This window comes from Pseudomonas sp. TE12234, assembly GCF_054061835.1.
Window position 1 is genome coordinate 241,064 of sequence record NZ_JBSSEP010000006.1, and the last position, 19,876, is coordinate 260,939.

Below are 19,876 nucleotides of genomic sequence, written 5' to 3' on the forward strand. Positions count from 1 at the left end.
CCTAAGCAAAATGGCAGACCACGTCCACGTTGTCTGTTCATACAGGTAAACAAATGGAGCAGGTTCTAATACCCTGAATAGGCGCTTTTCAACAGCAGCGGCGATTAGCCCGGCTACCTGTAAAGTTTTCAGACACACGTTATCTCTTTACGGACCGCTCACGACCTCAAGGATAGGCACTTCATGGACCATCAAGCACTCAAGACCCGTCACCGCCAGGAACGTGAAGGCCATCATCCCAACCTCACCTTGCGCGTTCATCGTGCATTAAGCTGGCTGAATCGCGCCGAGCAGGCGGATGATCTTGATGGGCGCTTTATCTTTCTGTGGATCGCCTTCAACTCTGCCTATGCCACGGACATTGATGAGCAGTACCGCCTTTCCGAGCAATCCACGTTCAAGGCGTTTCTGGACAAACTCTGTGCGCTCGACACTGCCAACCTGATCGAGAACCTGGTCTGGTCCGAGTTCTCCGGCAGCATTCGCGCTTTGCTGGACAACCCCTACGTGTTCCAGAGCTTTTGGGATAATCAGAACGGCAAGATCAGCGAGCAACAGTGGACCGAGCGCTTTGCCAGCGGTCGGCGAGCAGCGCAGCAAGCGTTGGCCAACCGCAATACCCCAGCAGTACTGGGCGTTCTGTTCAATCGAATTTACACATTGCATAACCAGGTAATGCATGGGGGCGCAACTTGGAACAGCAGTGTGAACCGGGATCAGCTGCGCGACTGTTCAAACCTCCTCGGCAAGCTGGTGCCGGTGATTATTTTGCTCATGCTGGATAACCCGGAAACGCTATGGGGTGACGCTTGTTATCCGGTTGTTGCTTAGATAGACCACCTTCCCAATCCCCCGATGACAAAGCAGGTGATTACGCTTGCTACTTATATTGAGTCGAGGGAGTTCACACGCGTTTTAATGTGTGCGAATACCTCATCTCCATGGAGTGCAAGCGTTCGGCCAGCCCCATCACTTCAGTCTTCTGCTAACCACCCATTCAAGCACTCGAAAACAGCATCGCGCCTAGTAAGTACCCCAGCCAAATCAACGCTACAGATCACCAGTTGTACATCTGTATTCTGGATCGATAGCTTGTCATGCACTCCAGGACTGACGCCTTCCATCGCCGGATAGATCAGCGCCAGCCGCTGACATTGGTAGCGCTGGGCATAGCTGACCAACTGATACAGGTCGGCTGATGAAATACCCAGCTTGCGCTCTTTGAGATTAAGGATTTTCCACTTGGCATCTGCAATAGCGACCACCTGCGTTCCATGGAGCACCGAGATATCTGGGCGCAATTGGAACACCTCACGTCCCACCTCATTGACCGCAAGATAGCGACTTGGCCCCTGAGCCTGGATGTCATGATCCTTGAAGGTGCGGCGCATCCGCCAGGTAACATAGCCTTCAAACAAACGGTTCATATCGAACAGCAGGGCCAACGCTGGCATACCGCCGGCAGTCACATTAGGGTGCAGTGCACGTAGAAAGTCCCCACAACGCTGGAATACGGGCTTCCAACGCTGATTGAGCCGATCGAATGCCAGCCCCTCAACTGCCTCAGACGTGAAATTGCGATCCGAAACCGCCGCAAGGTGTATCAGCAGCTCATTGATGCCACGCTTGATGCCAGGATGCTGGGTGCGCCGCAACAGCAGACCTAGCACATGGCGTAGCACCTGGTTGTATGGGATGTCGATATCGAACTCATCAAAACGGCAATGTACTCGCTGCGGTGTGAAGGCATTCAGCCGCACCTGCCTGACCAAATCAATTCGTCCGCGTACAGTGCTGAGTTCATCTTGTCTCGGCACATATCGACGAATCAGTCCGAGCTGCATCTGCTGTGCGATCATGCCGCGAAAGTGTTCAATGAACACATCCAACAGAGCATGTCTTTGTTGGCCCAGTGAAGCCTCTCCGATACTGGGCGGCGACAACGAACCGGTTAGCTGCAGCAGGCGTACTAGAATCTGCCGGCACAACTGCGCGTCACGCTCGTGGCGAGCAATCTTCGGTAGTACCTCGATGATCAGCCCGTCGAGCTGGATCACCCCACAAAACTGTGTGAATTTCACCGCTGTCCGCCGCCACTCAAGCGCCTTGGCTGGCAAGGAAGCAGCAAGCTGTTCGAGCAATACCGCTTGCTGCAAGCTCAGAGACTGACCGCCTCCGGCTCGAATGGGTATCCACTCGTGCTCGAGAACCTGCAACAACGTCATGCCAGGAGCTCATAGATCTTTCGGATGGCCTCTGGACTGATCTCACCTGGAGAACACACCTCGTAGCGCTGCGACTCGGGAAGGTCATCCTCCAGCTCGCCGAAGATATCGCTTGCCAAGTCACTGAATTCGCGGACGATCTGCATTTCAAGCGGAGCCTTTACATCCCCGAATATCAGCCGAATGCGCTGCCAGTCGTTGTAGAAGACTTCTTGCAATAGTGGAATGACTTCGCGGCACAGCACACTGCGCAACCCTTCCATGTCGCTCACCCGAGTAAGGAAGGCATGACCGATTGTCTGATCCCGGTGCAGCAAATAAGCGATACGACGGTTCAGCGTATCTAACAACGCACGCAAATTCAGCACACCACCCTCGCCATCCGGTATATATCCATCCCCCTGTGCCCCTGAAATCACCAGCGAATCAGGCATCAGCTCACGGAATTGGAACCGTCGACGCAAGGCCGCATCCAGTAGCGCAATCGAACGGTCCGCTGTATTCATGCTGCCGTAGATATCTAGGTTGCGTGGTACTCCGAAATACTCCCCAGAGTAAGGCAGGGTCAGCTCCATACCATCCAACAGTCGGCCTTCGATGTCATAGTGAGCGCGCTTGTCCACCTCGATCAGCGTAATCAGCTCACCCAGGATCTTCGCAACATTGCCGCGGTTGATCTCGTCGATGAAGATGGCATAACGATGCTGCGGATTGAGCCTGGCCCGTTCACACAGCCGCTTGAACACGCCTGGCTTCACCGCATAAATAACGCCCTGACCGTCAGCGGACGGTTCAGGACGTATACCCTCAATGAAGTCTTCGTAGCTATAGGACTGATGGAACGTGACGAACTCGTAGCGCTTAACCAAATGCTGATTGGACAACTTCGGGCCATTTTTGATCAGCTCCGAATGCTCGATCCATTCTGCGCAACTCTCCTTCCAATCCCCTGCAAGAAACCATCTCCCTTCCTCGTCCTTATCGAACACATACGGTGCCCTCCGGGCTGCCGTATCGCGTTGAACGGTCGCTGAGCCGAGAACTGTATGGCTCTGCAATGCCTCCCAGCAAGTCGCGCGCAGGTTACTGTTGCTACTGCGAGACTTCGCCTTAGCGACAAAATAGCGATGGCCCATCAACTGACTAACTTTCGCTTTGCCCCCCAGGGCGTGAAGGGCCATGAAAATCACCTGCCACCAGACAACCTCCACTAAGTTAGAAAGGAGCCACTCGGTCTCCGTCAGCGTGCTCGAACTGTCTTCATACTTGGATAGGCGCGCTTTCAGGCTATGAGTCTTACCGGTACCAGGAGGGCCATAAAAGATCAGATTTCGCGGTTCCTCGACCAGCAATGGCTTATCCGAAGGCGGCTGTTCAGTTTCAGGCTTTGCCAGGCGCCAACGATCTGCCCAAGGGCTTGTATAAAAGTCCACTTCACTACCTACTGCGGTCTCCTCGGCCTGCCGAATTTCCAGCAACTCCCTGTCGAGCTTAATCGCTGGCCATGCCTTCACCTCAGGAAGTGGCAAAGTCTTGAAGGCAGATATGATGGTCGCTTTGTCATTGGGGCTGGCAATCCGCTCGAAAGTCCCCGGGAACAACAAATGAAGCAGAATATGCCGCATCTGCCGGCCGCCGCCCCATGGCTGAGTATCCAACCATTCAGCACAGTGCCAAGGCTCCTTCAGATACTCCTCTTGCTGAGCGCGCGGTAACTGATGAAAAGCCTCGACCATTCGAATTAACCAAGCCAGCTCTTCAGCCCGGTAACGATTAAAGCCCTGCCCTGCCGAGCCTAGCCCCTCAAGGGTTTCATCTGTCATCAGCGTATTACTGAGCGGAAAATCGCTCCCCGACCAACTCCATACCTGCTTGATATTTTCGCGCTTCTTGGTCGCCGTTACATTGCTTTGGAACAACATCACCACCCAGAGCACCTCGGCCATCAGTTGGATAGCCTCGGGTGACGCGTCAGCCAACTGCCCTTTAAGCTTCTCCAAGAAGACCGCCGAGGTCTCATCGGGGCTGTCGATGAAACGCAAATGCAGCTCACCAAGCAGATCACTGGTCCAGCGCGGGCCAACAGCAAAAAGCGTCTGACCGTCGAGCAGGCAGTTTTGCTTCCACTGCTCGAAGGCGGCAAAGATGGGTGCTGCATTGTGATGAGGGTTGAAAGTCGACATGACGTTCCCTGTAAAAGCAACTGCGAATTCAGGTACCAGACGCACCTGACGTTAAGTACTACTGCGCGTTGTAGTCGACCCGATTCCACTCAATTGCACGCTTACGCCAATGCTGTTCGATGGCCTGGGTAAAGTCGGCGCGGACAATCTTGGCGCGAGCCTCGCACCAGTCGGCAGATTCGCGGCGGATAACCAGCCCCTCCAAAGGGCCGCTACGAAAATGGCTAGACGAAATCTGTACCTGCTCAAGTAGCGACTTCACGCTGGTTCGCCCAGAACACACCTGCGGCACGATCTTCAAACCAGCCTGCGCGGCCAGCGTATTACGCCGCGTGGTGCTCCAGAACTTACCGGCGTGGCGGTCATATACATCGAACAACAGGAACCAGTCCGGCAAGGTGCCGTATTCCAGTGAATGCCGAGCAGCACACCACTCGCCGAAAAGCAGAAGTTCGGGGCATAAAACCTCGCGGATCGCTTCGCCATGCAGGGCCAGCCAGGCAGGCAGGCGTGAGAACTGCCCGACATGCGGCTCCTGTAGGTACTGGCCACGATTCTGTGCACGCAGTTGGCTGTCGTCCGCCAATGAGAGGCCCAAATTTGCCCCGTCGAGCTTTTCCTCCACCACCACGCTACCCGCCAGGAGGACCTTGGCCTCGGCTGCGTCGAGCACCTTGTCGTCGCGGGGTTTATCTGCACCCAACCAAACAAGATGTGGTGTGTGGGGGAAACGAAAGAACTCAGTCATCGCACCTGCTTTTCTGCATGTTTCTGCCGCGACCAGTCTTCAATGATGGGATCAAGTAGTATCTGATGGGTCTGAAGCACCCCTTCCCAGTCATGCCAATCCGTGTCCCCAGCAAAAGCGACACATCCCTCCCCGAACGCCACATGTGAAGCCAAAGCAGCGGCCACCATTTTCCTGTCTGCTAAATCATGTACAACGTCCTGTAAGGATTGCGGTAAGACCCCACCGCTTTCATCGTATTCCACTATCACATTGTCCACGGCGGCGGTGCTCCATTTGTGCATCACCACCTGAATGCCGAAGTCGTTAAAACCCAGCTTGTGATTGTACTCCCCATAAATTTGGCCCTCCCCATCCAGGACCAACCGGGAGTCGCTTTGCTGAAAGCTGTCCAGCCAGGTCCAGACCACCATGCGCAGCGCCGGATCTTGAGGAGTTGCGTCAATGTCACTGGGATATACCGGATCAGCAGCACTCGCTGCGATCAGCACATTGGTATCGACCACATAACGCGCTTTCAAATCTTTCATGATTTGGCACTTTTCTGACGCTCAAACATCAGTCGTGCCTGTTCGCGTGTCTCACCCAACGCATCGCCGAAGAAACCTTCAGGCCAATTCCTTACCCGTCCAAACGCATCAAGCTCCAACTCACGTAACCTTGCACAGTTATGTTCGCGCTCGACGAAGTACATCGCTGCCTCGGCTACCGTACTAATTTCCTGCTTTGCCACAAGCGTCTGCATACGCCGGAACAAGTGCTCGGAGTGTGTCTCGACGATGAACTGCACCTTGCGCTCACGGCTGATTTGGGCAAACAGTTCGGCCAATAGGGACTGCGCCAACGGGTGCAGATGACTTTCTGGTTCCTCGATGATCACAATATGTCCAGGCTCGGCAAACAGAGCCGACACGATGACCGGGAGAACCTGCGATACGCCTACGCCTACATCCTTGAGGTTCGACATGCTGCCCTGATTCTCAATTAGCAGCTCATAACGCGCTGAGCCACCGAGCGCACGAACGGTAAGGCCATCGGCGAGCCCCATTTCCTTTAGCCAGTGGATAGTCTGCTGGAAGAGTTGCGCCTCAGCTGGCGGGGCCTTTCTGCCCCTGTGTGCAGCTTGTAACGCCACCCCACTGGCAATCAGCGCATCCACAGCCCTCGCGCCATCATCGCCGATACTAGCTGGCATACGGCCTGCCCAAATGTAATCGCGCTGGGCAAGGCGGCGAACCGGCCCTAGATAGATGATCTTGCCCAGCTCATCCAGCAATGCGGGGCCAATATCTCTGATCAGTTCGCCTCGCGTGCCCAGTGAGGCAATCGCAGAGGCTGCAAAGGCGAAGGAGCGCTGAGGCCGAAAGTGTGGGCTTTGCCCCACAGGGCGATGCTCCGCTCCCAACTGCAAGCGGTAGATGCCCGGCCTGCGCCGCGCCACAAAAAAGCCCTGACCATCCTTGCCAAGACGCAGATAATCCAGCTCGGCACTGCCACCTGGCCCCTGGCCCCTGGCGATAGCGTGCGGAAAAGATGGTTGCTTCTTCCGGTTGGCCGGATTCGCTCCACTTGAACTCGACCCCGACCTGATTGGCCTTGATCGCTTCAGACTCACCGCCATGACGGGACAGCAGATCCTTGAATTGCCCCAGCGTGACGGAGTCACCTTCGTCAGGATTGCCGAGATTAAGATCCAAGTTGGGGTCGTCGCCTTTCACTGTTTGGCGGATCAGCAACAGGCTCTGGATGAGGCTGGACTTACCCGACGAGTTGGTACCTAGTAGCAGGGTGATCGGCGCCAGCCGCATGGCACCGGTGGAGCGCCAGATTTTGAAGTTATCCAGTTTCAGATGGGTCAGCATGTTAGCGCCTTAAACTAGTTCGCCCTTTTCCAGTTTGTTCCACGCCTCCAATACCAGCCTTTGGGTGCGATACTCACCAAACATTCGAATTTCATTGCGTTTAAGAACAGAAAAAGTCTCAGAAGGATATCCAGGCGCAACTGACTCTGGATCTAGAATGAATCCAAGATCATGTAAAGATAATCCATAAAGACGCGCAAAATAGGCATCAAGCTCCGCGCTTATCTGTGCGCGACGGGCAGGGTCAAATACGAATGGCCTATTAGAACAGCCAAGGTCTGCCGCCCAGCCTTTCAAGTCGCATGCTGTATAGGTAAGTTCAACAACTCGCGAAACAATAAACTCAAGATCCTGATCAGAGTATGCTTCCGGACTAAGAATCGGTAGCTGCCGCATTGTGAAATACTTCAAAGCCAGGCCACCAACTTTTTGCCTCGCAAAATAATCACACACTATCGAACATAAGTTCCCTAGCAAAGCAGCGACTCTACGCGGCTCTCTTTTTGGAAGCATCAACAGAAACTTATCATTAACCCCTGTTCTTGGAATAACGCTTGCGATCAGCGTCCTTGCACTTGCTCTTGCGTCAGTAACATCACGCCAGCCAATAATCCAATCAGCGTCCCAATTTTTTTCGCCCAATTTCCTATCAACCTCTGTTTTGGGCACCCAGTAAAATGGCAAGGTTGTATATTCACTATCCTTCCACCTTTCAGGCGGAATCGTAGGCAATATGTGAACTCGTTCACCTTCCGGAGCGTCAGCAAAATCACCATAGCGATGATTGTAGAGGTGTACCATCTTGGCCTCATACAACGGCACCAGGCACTCTTTACCGCTGAATAGCAAGGAACCAACCCGCTCAAACCCTTCATTCGAGGTATCCCTTTTGTCCTTGAATAAATAGGAGTCATTAGCCATGTCGAACATTCTAAGGAAGCCAATACCCCACGGGTTTTGTTCCGCCTTATCACCAACAGCCTCCCTGACCAGTACCGGTACCTTGGCATATACACGGCGGGTAATTTCCGCATCCATGCGGGAACGGAAGATCGGGCAGGTACGGGTATTTGGGTTTACCTGAAAAATTTCCTCCGCAGTCAGCGTGAATACACGCTCAGAATCCAGCAACTCATCAAGCTGCTTGCCTTGGAATAGAAAACGCGTCACACCCGACGACTGCTGGAAGCCCAGCACTGTGGTCAAGGCAAAACGAAGCATGTGCCCCTGACCCGCACCCTTGAAATAGCCCTCGTTCTCAAATTCAAAGAAGCTCTCCAGCGACCGTTGCTCAATCAGGTCACCAAAAAACGCCTTGGTGGTGTTATCGGTAGCTAGTCCGGACGGGACGATGAAACCAGCACGTCCCATCGGGCCAATTACCTTGCGGATCGTTTCTGAAAACAGCGCGTAGGTATTCACATCACCGACACCGGTCAGAGGGAAGCGTCCACCATCGTCGCCCTTCACATGGGCAAATACACTGGCAGCCTCGGCAGTACGGCGGGCGATGATAAACTCGCGATACAGCCGCTGCTCGGCCTTGCGAGTCTCAAAGCTCGATTGCTGGCCCGGATATAGATTTTGTGCAAGCAGGCCCTGAGACAGCCAATCAATACGCTGGCTGCGTTCGGCCTTATTCCCCGCGCTGGCAACCATCTGGCTACGTGAGGCAAAAAATTCCTCCTCCTGCAGCTTGATGCGCTCCCACGGTGGGTTTCCAAGCACGCAGTCAAAACCGCCTCGCCTAAACACCTGCGGAAACACTAGCGGCCAGTGCAGAACACGCGCTTGCTCACAGGCAGCGGTTGCTGCAATGAGTTGCTGCTTGTGCTGCTCACTGCGGGATTCGCTGAACAGCTCCAGATAAAGCGTCTTGCTGGTGGGGATATTGGCCTGCGCAGGCTCGGACTTCTCCAGTAGGAAACCACCAACCAGTAGATTGGCGGCGTGCAGCAAACGGCTGTCCTGAGCTTGCTGCTGGAAAGCGCGGTAAGCCTGATCTTTAGCGGCAATATCGGCAAGTGTATTGTCCGGTAAGCCTTCTAGAGCCTCTAACTCGTTGTAACCGACCGCAGACTCCAACGAAAGACTTATGGTCTGCTGGCGATCAAATGCTTTCTCAAGCGCTTTGAGACCATCCTTGTTTTCTTTCGCAAGCTGCTTGCAGACATCCTTGTCATCTCCAGAAAGCGTCTTGAAAGCATCTTTTGGAATGCCTTTTTCCAACGCCTTGAGCTCATTGATACCAAGCAGCGCGTTACCGCATTGGATATGTGCATCGAGAAAACCCAACGGCTTGCCCGGCTCCAGCGCCTCTAGCCAGAGCGCCGTCTTGCACAGTTCAATAGCCATGGGGTTGAGGTCAACACCGTGGATACAGTGCAGCACCACCTCGCGCAAGGCGTGGCGGTATTGCTCTTCGCTGTACTGATCGCCGTGTGCATCTAGCTCGGCCACTTTCGCTGCCAGCCGACGGGCCGCGGCAAGCAGGAAGTGGCCGCTGCCGCAAGCCGGGTCGCAGACTTTGATAGACAGCAACGCGGCCCGCGGCTGCTCGGGATTGGCCTTGAGCCGCTGGTCGATCACCGGTAGCAAGGCGGACTGGATCAGTTCCTGCACCAAACTGTCCGGGGTGTAGTAAGAACCACTGGTTTTGCGTGCGTTGCCCAGGTCGCTCTCCCCCTCGGCATCACCAATAAAGCCAAATTGCCAGGGTGAAGTAGCCGGGTTGATGCGCGGGATCAGCTCGAGCAACGACTCGTAAACCGAACCCAACTCCTCAGTGTCCATGTTGAGGTAGTTGATGCGTGTGGCGCCACTCTTGCGCTCCACACAGGTAACGGCACGAATGGCGCGCAGCAGCGCCTTGTTGCCAAGCTGGGCTGCGTCCAGATCCGGGCATTGATCACCCGCGAACAGCCCGCCAAGTGCCGGCAGGCCTAGTAACGGCTGGCCACTGCGCAGTGCCGTGAAGGTGATACTCAACGAATGCCATAGATCAGCATAGTCGTCGTAGAAGCGCCTCTTATAAGCACGTTCACGCAACAAACTGAGGCTATAGCCCTCGGCATAAAGGCCCAAAGCTTCCGGCGTAGCGCTGGCAGGGTCATGAAGTATGTTGCGGTCCTCAGCGGTGAGCAAGAACAGCAAGCGGTAGACCAGGCGCAGTAATTGCTGGAAGTAATCATTGGAGTTGAGCTGGCCACTTGACAGCGCATCACGTAACGCCTGGTTGGCAGGATGGGCAACGAAACCGCTGCCTAACGCCCGTAGAGCCCGCTCCACACCAGCGCGCAGATCATCGAGCGCCCGCTCACCTTCAATCGCTGCCTGCTCGCGCCACTGCTCGAGCCAACACTGGCCGATCTTACCGTCCTGGGCAAGAAAGCGGCTGGAGTGCAGGGTCAGCCACAGGCTGACAAAATCCGAGTAAAGATCGTCCTCGAACAGATGAGCCAGATCTACCTCGATAAAGGCCGGGCGGGTCATCGACGGATTGTCGCGCAGAATGCGCAGTACCAGCCCATTACTGACGATGCCCCACAGCGCTTCGCTGCTAGCGTTAAGATATCCCTGCAACAGCCCCTGCGGAGAACGGCGACGGCCATCATCCCCAAAGGCTGTGTGACTCTTGTCGAGATCAAAATCTGGCCCCGTCAATACCATCGGAATATGTGCGATACGGCGTGGTTCGCTGCTGGCACCAACTCCCAAGGTAAACCCTGAGCCAACTGGGTCCTGCTCGACATAGCCGGCCTCATGAGTGAGCGGAAAACAGCGCTCACCTAGGTAGCCTGGTTGGCGACAGGCCTGCAGATCATTGAAGGCAAAAACTTGCTGCAGAAGTGGCACCAGGAAGCGCTCTACGGCCAGCGCAGTATGATCAATGTCCTGACGCTGGCGCGCCTCGTTGAAGGCCTCCCACTCAGCCTTGGCGATACGCCAATAACGACTAATCTCCTCACGCAGCTTAAGCGTGCGGTGCAGACCGTAGTCAGTGCTGCCCTGCCCCTTGAGTTTGAGGTCGCGCAAAGTATTGAGGAACTCGCCAGGGAAAATACCGCCTTCGATACGCAGGCTGTCGAATTCGCGGTGGATGGTGCGGGTCATGGGGTGATTTTCCGTTTCTTGTCTGCCGGCATTGGCCAGCGAGCGATCATTCATTGCTGTCGGTTGATGCTTCAGACCAGTTGCGCGTCCGGCATCAGCACGTAAAGACCGACCACATCGACCGGCAGTTGCGGATATACGTCATAGGTGCCTTTAGCCTTAGCAGCATCGCGCACACGACGGTGATCCTTCAGCAGTTCGTTGGCACGCTGGCGGGCAATATCATCGAGCGCAGGTTGCCAGGCCTGCACCTGCTCCAAAGCTTGCTCAACCTGACGCTGGCGCATCTCCGGAGCCATATTGCGACTTACCGGCTGTTGCATCAGCGCCAGCACCTCGGTCGGCGTAATGACTTGCGGCAGGTTTTGGCCGCTAACAGCGACGGCGATAGCTTCTTCGGCGAGCAGTTCGCGACGCTGGCTTGTTCGAGTCATCGTCAGTTGGGTACGCAGACGAACCAGCATAATGGTGGTTCGCAGTGACACCGCCCGGGTGAACCAAGCCCCACACCGGCTGGCAGCAGCGTTGACGTCGCCTTTAAGCGCCTCCTCGGCAAGCTGGTCGGCCAGGCCTGCCACCAGCGGATGGGTGCGGTGGATATGCTCGGACATACTAGCCGGCGGGTAGCTGAAGTCGATGTTTCGCAGTCTATCAATACCGGATTGGGTCAGACGGTCTCGCAGTGGCTCGGGCAATTCGGCAAAAGGGAGGCGCATGAACTGCTTGTGCTGACCCAGCGGTGCATTGAGCGCCTGGCAGGCGGATATGACGAAACGGCGCACGTCAGCCTCGTCGCCCAACACCTCGGACATACGGGTGAATTCCGGGATGACATCCTCTGGTTTGAGGGCTCGCTGGGCGAAAATGGTCTGGTTGCGCCGCGCCTTTTCTTGAGCGTTCTGCCACTTGCTCTCCAGGTCATCCTCGATAGCCTGCTGACTACCGAAACCAAAGTCCAAAGAGAAGTTGTGCTTCATCTCGTCACGAGTGAGCAGGACAGTCTGCATGATTGCCTGACTGATGCGGGTTTCGTCCTCGGGCATGGGTACCGAAATACCCAGCGCCTTACGGATGCTTTCTGCCTTACGCAGGATCACCTGCAGCACAGCCCCATCTACTGGGTTGTCTGCTCCGTAGAGCATCAGTGCACGCACCTTGCCAGAACGCTGGCCAAAGCGGTCGACGCGGCCCTCGCGCTGCTCGTGCCGAGTTGGATTCCACGACAGGTCGTAGTGCACCACAGCATCAAATAGGTCCTGTAGGTTGATACCCTCGGACAAGCAGTCGGTGGCTATGAGAATCGCTGGCCTATCGATGTCGCGCAGAGCAAGAATCTTTTCTTCGCGCTCGCCCGGACTGAGTTCACCGGTGATGCTAACCACTTCGTGATCCTTGAACAGTGGCTGTAAGGCATTCGCCACATAGTGGGCGGTAGCGATATAGCGGCAGAAGACTACCGGTTTGAATCCCTGCTTGACCAGCCCCCTCACCTCGACGATCAGTTGCTGCAGTTTTGGATCGTTGCCATCGACAAGGCGACCTGCCTTTTCGATCAAATTGCGCAGGCGCTCAGCACCTTGCTCCAGCGCCGCCCCCGGCTCAATGTCGTCGGAAGACAGCCCAAGTTCGCTGGAGCCATCTAGCACGGTATTGATGCCCATGACCTCAATTTCCGCCAGTTGGGCAACATCGTTAGCGCCACTATCGCCAGCAGCTCCTTTTAGACGAGTCTGCAATGCGCGCACGGCGGCTGCAGGCGAGGACGAGATACACCTCAGCAAAGCCAGAGCAGCCCACCAATTGAGGCGCTGATGCAGGGTACCCAAACCTTCAGCCTCACGAACCAACTCGCGAGCATAATCGAGCACATCGTTGAAAAGGGCGCCCCAAGAACCACTGAGCTGGTACGTCTTTTCTGCTGTTTCGCGCTGAGGAAAGCTGGTGCTGTCCTGCCACTCACTTATGTCGATGCGACGCCGTTGAACCAAATGATCGCCAAGCTGTTTGTACAGCGGATGGTCGACGCGGGAGATATCTTTCAGACCAATAAAAGCTTTGTTCAGCAGGCCGAGCAAATTGTAGTAGGCATCCTCGTTGCCACTGTGGGGGGTGGCGGTGAGCAGCAACAGGTGACGCTCTGGGTTGTCGGCCAAGGCGCGCAGGAGACGATAGCGTTGATGTTTACCGCGACCAACGCCTTCGGCACAGGTATGCGCTTCGTCGACGATCACCAGCTCTGGACACGCGTTCTGGAACTCGTCGCGGCGTCGGTCTGACTTAATGTAGTCAAGACTAACTACGGTGAAGGGGTATTCAGTGAAGATTGAAGTGTGGGTCTGCAGGCCTCGTTCCAGACGCTCGACAGTACCCGTGGTGACCACCTCGGCGCGTATGTTGAACTTTCGCTGCAGCTCCTCCTGCCACTGCTCGCAGAGGTGCGGCGGGCAAAGTACAGTGAAGCGTTGGATTTCGCCACGGTCGAGCATTTCCCGGGCAATTAGCCCAGCCTCAATGGTCTTACCGATACCTACATCGTCGGCGATCAGCAGGCGAATCACTTCGTGTTTCAGCGCCATTAACAGCGGGACCAATTGGTACGCGCGCGGCTCGACGTTGATGTGACCTAGCGCGCGGAACGGGCCAGCTCCAGCACGCAATTTTAGTAGCAAGGCATCACGCAGAAGCAACGCCGAATTCTGCGTACCGCGCTGTGCCTGGGTAGCATCGGGCAACGGAAAGGTGGCCGGTTTCAGCGCCTCTCGCTCAAGTAGAGCGTGAATAACAATTACATCTTCGTCCGAGCCACCCAATGAGCGCAAATGCAAACGAGGGCCGTCGGACTCAGGCAGTACGATCCATTCACGGCCACGGGCGCTGACGATGCTGCCGGGTTGAAACTCCTGAAAAGCGGTCATGCGCGGAAATCTCCAAAAATGTCCGGATAGCGGCGCACGACGTCGGGCCAGCTACGGGTATCACGGGTGAAGCGGATGACGGTAAAACCGTGGTCTATCAGCTCTCGGGTCAACTGCTCATCGAACGCGCGCTGACCCGGCTGCTCATGGTGTGGGCCATCGATATAGACCAGTGCCAGCGCTTCCCGATAAACAAAATCGGGCCGGGTCTTCTGGGGCTCCAGGTAATGCTGGGCAAGATCTGGCTTGCGCAACTGATGTTGCTCGATGAAGTCCAGCCATGCCTGCTCCAGGCTGCTGGCGGACTGCTGACGCAGGTTGGCCATGTGGTCCTGCCCTTCGCCGTCCAGGTGACCGACTTCTAAAGTGGCGCTAGCCAGGGCGCAGAGCAGGTCAGTGACTTCATTGAGCTTGCGATCCAGCAGTTTGTGGTCGGGCTGGTTGTAGTAGCTGAGTAGACAGCGGTAACAGGCTGCGTCGCACTCCTCGCTTGCGTTCTGCAGGTTGGAGGCTGACCAACTATCGTCCGGGCTCCGGTAGTGCATGATATCTAGCGCCCGGCGTGCAACGCGCGGTAGTCCGGCCGGATCGGTAGCCAAGCGAGTGAGCACCCCGGCACCGCCTTCCGCCGACTCGTAGAACAACATGCTGTTGCGCTCGTCGCGACCAGGCAATGGCTCGACCATCAACTCGCTTTCTTCAAGCTGGAACTCAGCCTCAATACCGCGTTTAAAGGCGTACTGCAGGGTGGCCATGCCACCTTCATCGAGTGGTATCGAAGGCTTGATCACCAGGACATTCCGACGATCCTCGACAAAGGGCGAGATACGCTGAGCCTGGATTCTATCGATCTCGGCGTTCTCGTTTTCCTCCTTGGGTGCCTGCTCGTCGTTGCTCCAGTAGCCGCTAACCGGATCAATCTTGAAGCCGTAGATCTCCGTATCCTTACGGCGGCGCCAGCCAAGATTCATGCGCCACACCGTAGCGGCCGGAGCATATTGCAGGTCGAGCAACGGAGCGTCACCCTCCAACATCAGGCTGCGGACTACTTTGGGCACGCCATTTTCTTCCTGATACTGCAGGGTGGTACGCACCTCGTAGCCCTGTCGCATGCGCTCTTCTTCATCACATGTGATGCGGGTAACCCGTTGGGTGCTGACGTTCTCAATACGGAACAGGTTGTTGATGACCTTGCCGCCTGCTAGTGGTGCCTGGCACGAGAGGCACTGTTCGTAGTGCCGCTGATTGCGGAAATGTCCGTAGCCACAGGCGGGACACAGCAGAGCCTCTTCGGTAACAACCCGAGCCTCATTGGCGCCCTGATTGCGCACACCTAGAATTACTCGCTTGACCCGGTACTGACTGCCCTCGTGGTAGATCAAGCTCAGCGGTCCAAACTCAGAGATAGCCAAAAAGCGCGGACGAGATAGCACGCTGTCACGGCCGACCCCACCCATACGGCCAGGTATGAACGCGGAGAGGGGGAGGCGCGGGAAGTTGTAACCGGGCAGGAAGCCCTGACTGGCCAGGTAGCGGTAGGTCTCGAAATCCGAATGACTGCCCCCACTGGTTTCCAGCAACAGATTATGCTGAATCATCGCCTCGCGGTGACGACGCTCGGCAATCTTGCGCTCCTTCTCGGGCGCAGCCGGGTTGGTCATGATCGCGCTCGCCTCGTCGATCTGCCGGCGTGTGGAGGCATAGAGGTCACGCCAGCGCTGCAGAGCCTTGTCGAAGCGTAGGAAGGCAGAACCAAGCTTGGCATTCAGCCATTGAGCAGCAGCCTCGTCAACAGGCTTGCCGCGGTCTAGCCAAATACCCTGCGCGCTCGTTAGCTCGTCATGCAACATGCCCAGCAAGCGAGTGCCGCGCCGACCTGCCCGCGCCAGCGCGTCCTTGTTGCCAAGGGCAACCACATAGTCGTCGAGCAGCGGCATCTCGCTGGGGCTTTCCATATCCAGCATGGTGTTGATGGTCGAGGGCAGCTTGCAGCCAGTTTCCGCCAGCCAAGTGGCAAACAGGTGACTTTCCACCAAATCCTCATTAGCTAGGTCTAAGGTCGGCGGGCTGACCTCGCCATAGACCATGCGCCGCGGCTCCTGGAAGAAGTACTGGTCGTGCGGGCTGAGTGCAGCGCAGTAGGTGATGATGAGCGCCGGTTGCCCGGAACGCCCTGCCCGGCCACTGCGCTGAGCGTAGTTGGCCGGCGTCGGCGGAACGTTACGCAGGTAGACGGTATTGAGCGAGGCGATGTCCACCCCAAGCTCCATGGTCGGTGAGCAGAACATGGCGCGCAGGTCGCCTGCACGGAAGCGCTCTTCACGCTCCTCGCGCAACTCTGCTGGCACCTGGGCCGTGTGCTCACGAGCCTCTAGGGTGAACAAATCACGCTGCTGACTCTCTAGCATGTCAGCCACGCCATTGTAGAGCCGCTGGAAATAGGGGTTACGGCTGACCGTCTGGTTGAGCACGTCGGGCCGTGGATCACCTTTACCCATGCGCCAAAGCAGAGCCTCGCCGAGCACCTGATAACCGCGAATGCCCTTCTCGAGTTCGACGCCCTCGATCAGCCCATAGCTTTCGACGATATCCAGCAGGTCCTGGATGAACTGTGCGTAGTTAGCTTCCTTAAGCGGCTCATAATGTCCACCCTCCCAGAACGAAGTGGTCTTAACCATCTGGCCAAAGCGGGTACGCAGGCCCAGGGGCACCGTGTTCAGGTCTTTGCGAGGTTTACTGAGCGTAGCGTAACCGGCTTCGGTGAGGATCTCGTCCTCGGTAAAGGCCCATGGTTCCTTGAGATGCTGGCGGCTCTTATTTTTCCACTCTTCGAGATTGTAGCGATCGAGGTAACGGGTCTTGATGCACAAGTTGCGACGCATCACGTCCAACAGCATCTGCACCAGCTTCTGTCGCACAGTGGAGCTGGCGAGCGCCAGCATCGGGTGTACCTGACGTTCACCTGCGGCTCCAGGCCTGGAGGTTTTCTGCCAGCGGGCATCGTTGTCACAAAGGGTCGGCAAGTCCTCGTACTCGATGCGCAACAGGTCAAGCTGTTCGAGGTTGGGATTGTTGAAGCGCCAGCCGCGGCGCAGATCGAAATACAGCCGGTAACCGAGGATGTTGCGCATGGTCTCCTCGGCATCGCGGCGCAGTCGCGGCGCGACGTTGCCGGGATTCTGCAGATATTCGCTACGAATCAACGGATCATCGATCGCGAAACCTAGGGCTTGGAAAACCTGCTGCGTGATTTGGCTATCGCTGAGCGGATCATCACCACGCTGACGCACGCAGCTGAACAAGGCACTGCGCATCAGCAGTATCTGCATGAAGTCGTTGAAGTGCCCGGCCTGCAACGAAGCGTCCTGGCGGTTGTCGGTGAAGCCAAGCAGCTTGCGGGCATCAGCCGCCAGTTCGCTGTCCGCTCCCAGCATGTAGCGCAAGGCGGAAATGCTCAAAATAGTGGTGGCCGAGCTGCGCCCTTCACCAGATAGGCCGGACAGCCGCGTCCAGTCCCGACCACGCGACTGATTGGCCCCGCAGCACAAACAAAAGCGGAAGCTGCCGGGGATAAACCAGCTGCGCACGCCCTGCAAGGTTGTCTGGCCATTGCTAGCGGCAAAGACTTCCTGCGGCTTGTATTTGCGGTAGGAGGACTTGATGCGAGGTTCCTTACCAGTCAGTTCCACCCAGTTTTCTGGATAACTCTCGAGGTTTTCACCATCCCAACTGCGCTGAGGATCGATCATCAAAAAACCGTGGTGCACATCCTCATCATCGTGACTGGTTTCCTTGATGCTGCGCGGTGCAAATGAGCGATTGCCGTTCTCGACTTCATCCCAAACCGGATAGTACTCCTGGCCACAATTGCGGCAGAAATGCACGCTGTAAAAACGCCGTTCGCGCTCACCGGCAACAGTAAGCTGCCCGGATAAATCCAGCTTGCGTGTGCCTGGTGCCTCCAAAGTGGCGTACATGTCAGCGGCACCGGAGACGAACTGGTGCAAGCGGAAGGCGAATAGAGGTTTGCCACTAACGTCCTTACACTGATAAGCCGTCAGAAGGAACTCTGATAGGTAGACTGCGCAACGCTCGGCCGACTCTCCGCTCGAATCGGCAAGCCGACGGGCGGCCTCCTCGATGCTAAGCGGTTTTGCTCGCACCCAACGACCTTCGGTATGAGAGAGCCCGAGCGTCAGCTCGACCCAGGCGGAAATTGGGTGCTCACGCAAGTTCTTGAAGGAGGGGGCCTGAGGCACGCTGGCGTTGATGGCGCTGGCCAGCACATCCGCAGCGGGGATCTCCAGTGCTGGTGTCACCCGCTGCAGAGTTTCAGTGATGATGTTTTCCGGTTTGACCTTCGCACCAAAGATCTTCCCGGCAACTTCAGCTACAACCTTGTTGCGTTCGGCGAGAGTGCCTTTTGTGGACATAGTGGCTGAAGTGCCAACGCACAACAGCCCACTATTTAGACGCTCGCGCACCCTTCGCACCAACATAGCAACGTCCGCCCCCTGACGGCCGCGATATGTGTGGAGTTCGTCCAACACCAAAAATTGCAGTCCCTCTGCCGCCTGTATAAAAGCACGATCTTGCTCACTCTGCCGGGTCATCAGCAGTTCGAGCATCATAAAGTTTGTGAGGATGATGTCTGGCGGATTGATGCGCATTCGATCGCGTTCATCGGCCTTTTCTTGTCCGGTGTAGCGACCGTAGGTAACCGGGCGCGGCTCAGCGCCATAGCTAGCTAAAAACTTTTCCAGCTCCTCACACTGGCTGTTCGCCAATGCGTTCATCGGATAAATGATGATCGCCTTGATGCCCGCTTTGGCTCCTTGCGCCTTGCCCTTGAGGATTGCATCGAAGATCGGGATGAAGTAACTGAGCGACTTACCGGAGCCCGTGCCGGTAGTCAGAACATAGCTCTCACCTGCTTGGCAGCGAGAAATGGCCTCCTGCTGGTGCTTATGCAAGCTCGCCGGCACGCCTGGTTTTCCACCCTCTTTGCCGAAGCGGAAAATATGCGCGCACTCCGGGTGTAGGGTCCGGTTGGCAACCAGTTGCTCTATATTTTGCCCGGCGACAAAAAAGGGATTTACCTGAACCAAAGGCGATGGCCAGTAACGCCCAGTGCTGTACTCAGCCTCCAAATACGCACGGATATCCTCAGCTCTCGGATTGGTGAAGCTGCGAGCAAACTGCTCGTAATCTCGAATAACCTGATTGCGAAAGCTAAATGCATCCACCTTGATGCGCTCCTTGGGCTCGAAAACTACTGGGACACCGGCCCCGCTTCATATCAAAACAGCATCTTACTTCATAAGTGTCTAAGGTCACATGTTCGTAGGCGTATCTCAGGTGGGCTGATGGTCTTAATTGGATAGCGGTGAGTAGCGAACGTCTAGCTGGCAAGGGGAATGCCGGTATGAGCTAGAGCCTCTGCGATGCAACCTGATTTACGTAACAGATCAGCAACCAGCCCATTAACTATCACTCCTTTGATGAATGCCCAATGCTTTACGTGTCGCCGCGACGGTGCCGAGGTCAACGTCGCTGTCGCGCCGGACTATGTAAAAGTGCTCGATTTTCTTGATCGAGTGACTGAGCTCGGACACGCGGATATTGGTGAACTCATTGAGCTAGCGCGTCAGCAACGCACACTCAATTTCCAGTTCCCGGCCCCCCCTACCACATCTCGACTTTCTGCCTGACTTCAACTCATTGCTGCTTGAAATCCCAATCAAAAAAATTTCAAACCTATATCACCTCTGTGAACGCCCCACCGTATGACTGCGGTAGGGGATTTGGCGTGCCTGCTTTTTGGCTCAGC

Annotated in this window: 10 protein-coding genes; 1 reads left to right on the forward strand and 9 read right to left on the reverse strand. The window is 56.1% G+C overall.

The window, feature by feature from the left end; genetic code table 11:
- Positions 1-183 precede the first annotated feature (183 nt).
- Positions 184-831 (forward strand): hypothetical protein, encoded by a 648-nt coding sequence (locus ACVWYU_RS12510; RefSeq protein WP_457372798.1) that lies wholly within the window; start codon positions 184-186, stop codon positions 829-831.
- A gap of 143 nt (positions 832-974) precedes the next feature.
- Here ACVWYU_RS12510 and ACVWYU_RS12515 read toward each other — a convergent pair whose 3' ends face one another.
- The 9 genes from ACVWYU_RS12515 to ACVWYU_RS12555 form a co-directional block, all read right to left on the reverse strand.
- Positions 975-2,225: an McrC family protein gene (locus ACVWYU_RS12515; protein ID WP_457372799.1), complete on the reverse strand. Its 1,251-nt coding sequence runs from the start codon at positions 2,223-2,225 to the stop codon at positions 975-977.
- Positions 2,222-4,408, reverse strand: a complete 2,187-nt coding sequence (locus ACVWYU_RS12520; RefSeq protein ID WP_457372800.1) for an AAA family ATPase — start codon at positions 4,406-4,408, stop codon at positions 2,222-2,224. Before ACVWYU_RS12520 ends, ACVWYU_RS12515 begins: the two co-directional genes overlap by 4 nt.
- Positions 4,409-4,466: 58 nt before the next feature.
- On the reverse strand, positions 4,467-5,156 hold the full coding sequence (locus ACVWYU_RS12525; protein ID WP_457372801.1) for an RNA ligase family protein: 690 nt from the start codon (positions 5,154-5,156) through the stop codon (positions 4,467-4,469).
- The gene (locus tag ACVWYU_RS12530) at positions 5,153-5,686 is read right to left on the reverse strand and encodes a hypothetical protein (RefSeq protein ID WP_457372802.1); all 534 of its coding nucleotides are present in this window, start codon (positions 5,684-5,686) and stop codon (positions 5,153-5,155) included. Before ACVWYU_RS12530 ends, ACVWYU_RS12525 begins: the two co-directional genes overlap by 4 nt.
- Positions 5,683-6,432 carry an AAA family ATPase gene (locus ACVWYU_RS12535; protein WP_457372803.1) on the reverse strand — a complete coding sequence of 250 codons (750 nt, stop codon included), beginning with the start codon at positions 6,430-6,432 and terminating at the stop codon, positions 5,683-5,685. The genes ACVWYU_RS12530 and ACVWYU_RS12535 overlap by 4 nt, the downstream gene beginning before the upstream one ends.
- On the reverse strand, positions 6,422-7,018 hold the full coding sequence (locus ACVWYU_RS12540) for a hypothetical protein (protein ID WP_457372804.1): 597 nt from the start codon (positions 7,016-7,018) through the stop codon (positions 6,422-6,424). The genes ACVWYU_RS12535 and ACVWYU_RS12540 overlap by 11 nt, the downstream gene beginning before the upstream one ends.
- Positions 7,019-7,027: 9 nt before the next feature.
- Complete coding sequence (locus tag ACVWYU_RS12545; RefSeq protein ID WP_457372805.1) at positions 7,028-11,131, reverse strand: Eco57I restriction-modification methylase domain-containing protein; 4,104 nt, start codon at positions 11,129-11,131, stop codon at positions 7,028-7,030.
- A 71-nt stretch (positions 11,132-11,202) separates the two neighbouring features.
- Positions 11,203-14,046 (reverse strand): helicase-related protein, encoded by a 2,844-nt coding sequence (locus ACVWYU_RS12550; protein WP_457372806.1) that lies wholly within the window; start codon positions 14,044-14,046, stop codon positions 11,203-11,205.
- Positions 14,043-19,292, reverse strand: coding sequence for a DEAD/DEAH box helicase (locus tag ACVWYU_RS12555; protein ID WP_457372807.1), 5,250 nt, complete (start codon positions 19,290-19,292; stop codon positions 14,043-14,045). Before ACVWYU_RS12555 ends, ACVWYU_RS12550 begins: the two co-directional genes overlap by 4 nt.
- Positions 19,293-19,876 lie beyond the last annotated feature (584 nt).

Coding starts and splice junctions, on each gene's coding strand:
- ACVWYU_RS12525 (WP_457372801.1), bottom strand. CDS start 5,156: ATGACTGAGTTCTTTCGTTTCCCCCACACACCACATCTTGTTTGGTTG.
- ACVWYU_RS12515 (WP_457372799.1), bottom strand. CDS start 2,225: ATGACGTTGTTGCAGGTTCTCGAGCACGAGTGGATACCCATTCGAGCC.
- ACVWYU_RS12520 (WP_457372800.1), bottom strand. CDS start 4,408: ATGTCGACTTTCAACCCTCATCACAATGCAGCACCCATCTTTGCCGCC.
- ACVWYU_RS12530 (WP_457372802.1), bottom strand. CDS start 5,686: ATGAAAGATTTGAAAGCGCGTTATGTGGTCGATACCAATGTGCTGATC.
- ACVWYU_RS12540 (WP_457372804.1), bottom strand. CDS start 7,018: ATGCTGACCCATCTGAAACTGGATAACTTCAAAATCTGGCGCTCCACC.
- ACVWYU_RS12550 (WP_457372806.1), bottom strand. CDS start 14,046: ATGACCGCTTTTCAGGAGTTTCAACCCGGCAGCATCGTCAGCGCCCGT.
- ACVWYU_RS12510 (WP_457372798.1), top strand. CDS start 184: ATGGACCATCAAGCACTCAAGACCCGTCACCGCCAGGAACGTGAAGGC.
- ACVWYU_RS12545 (WP_457372805.1), bottom strand. CDS start 11,131: ATGACCCGCACCATCCACCGCGAATTCGACAGCCTGCGTATCGAAGGC.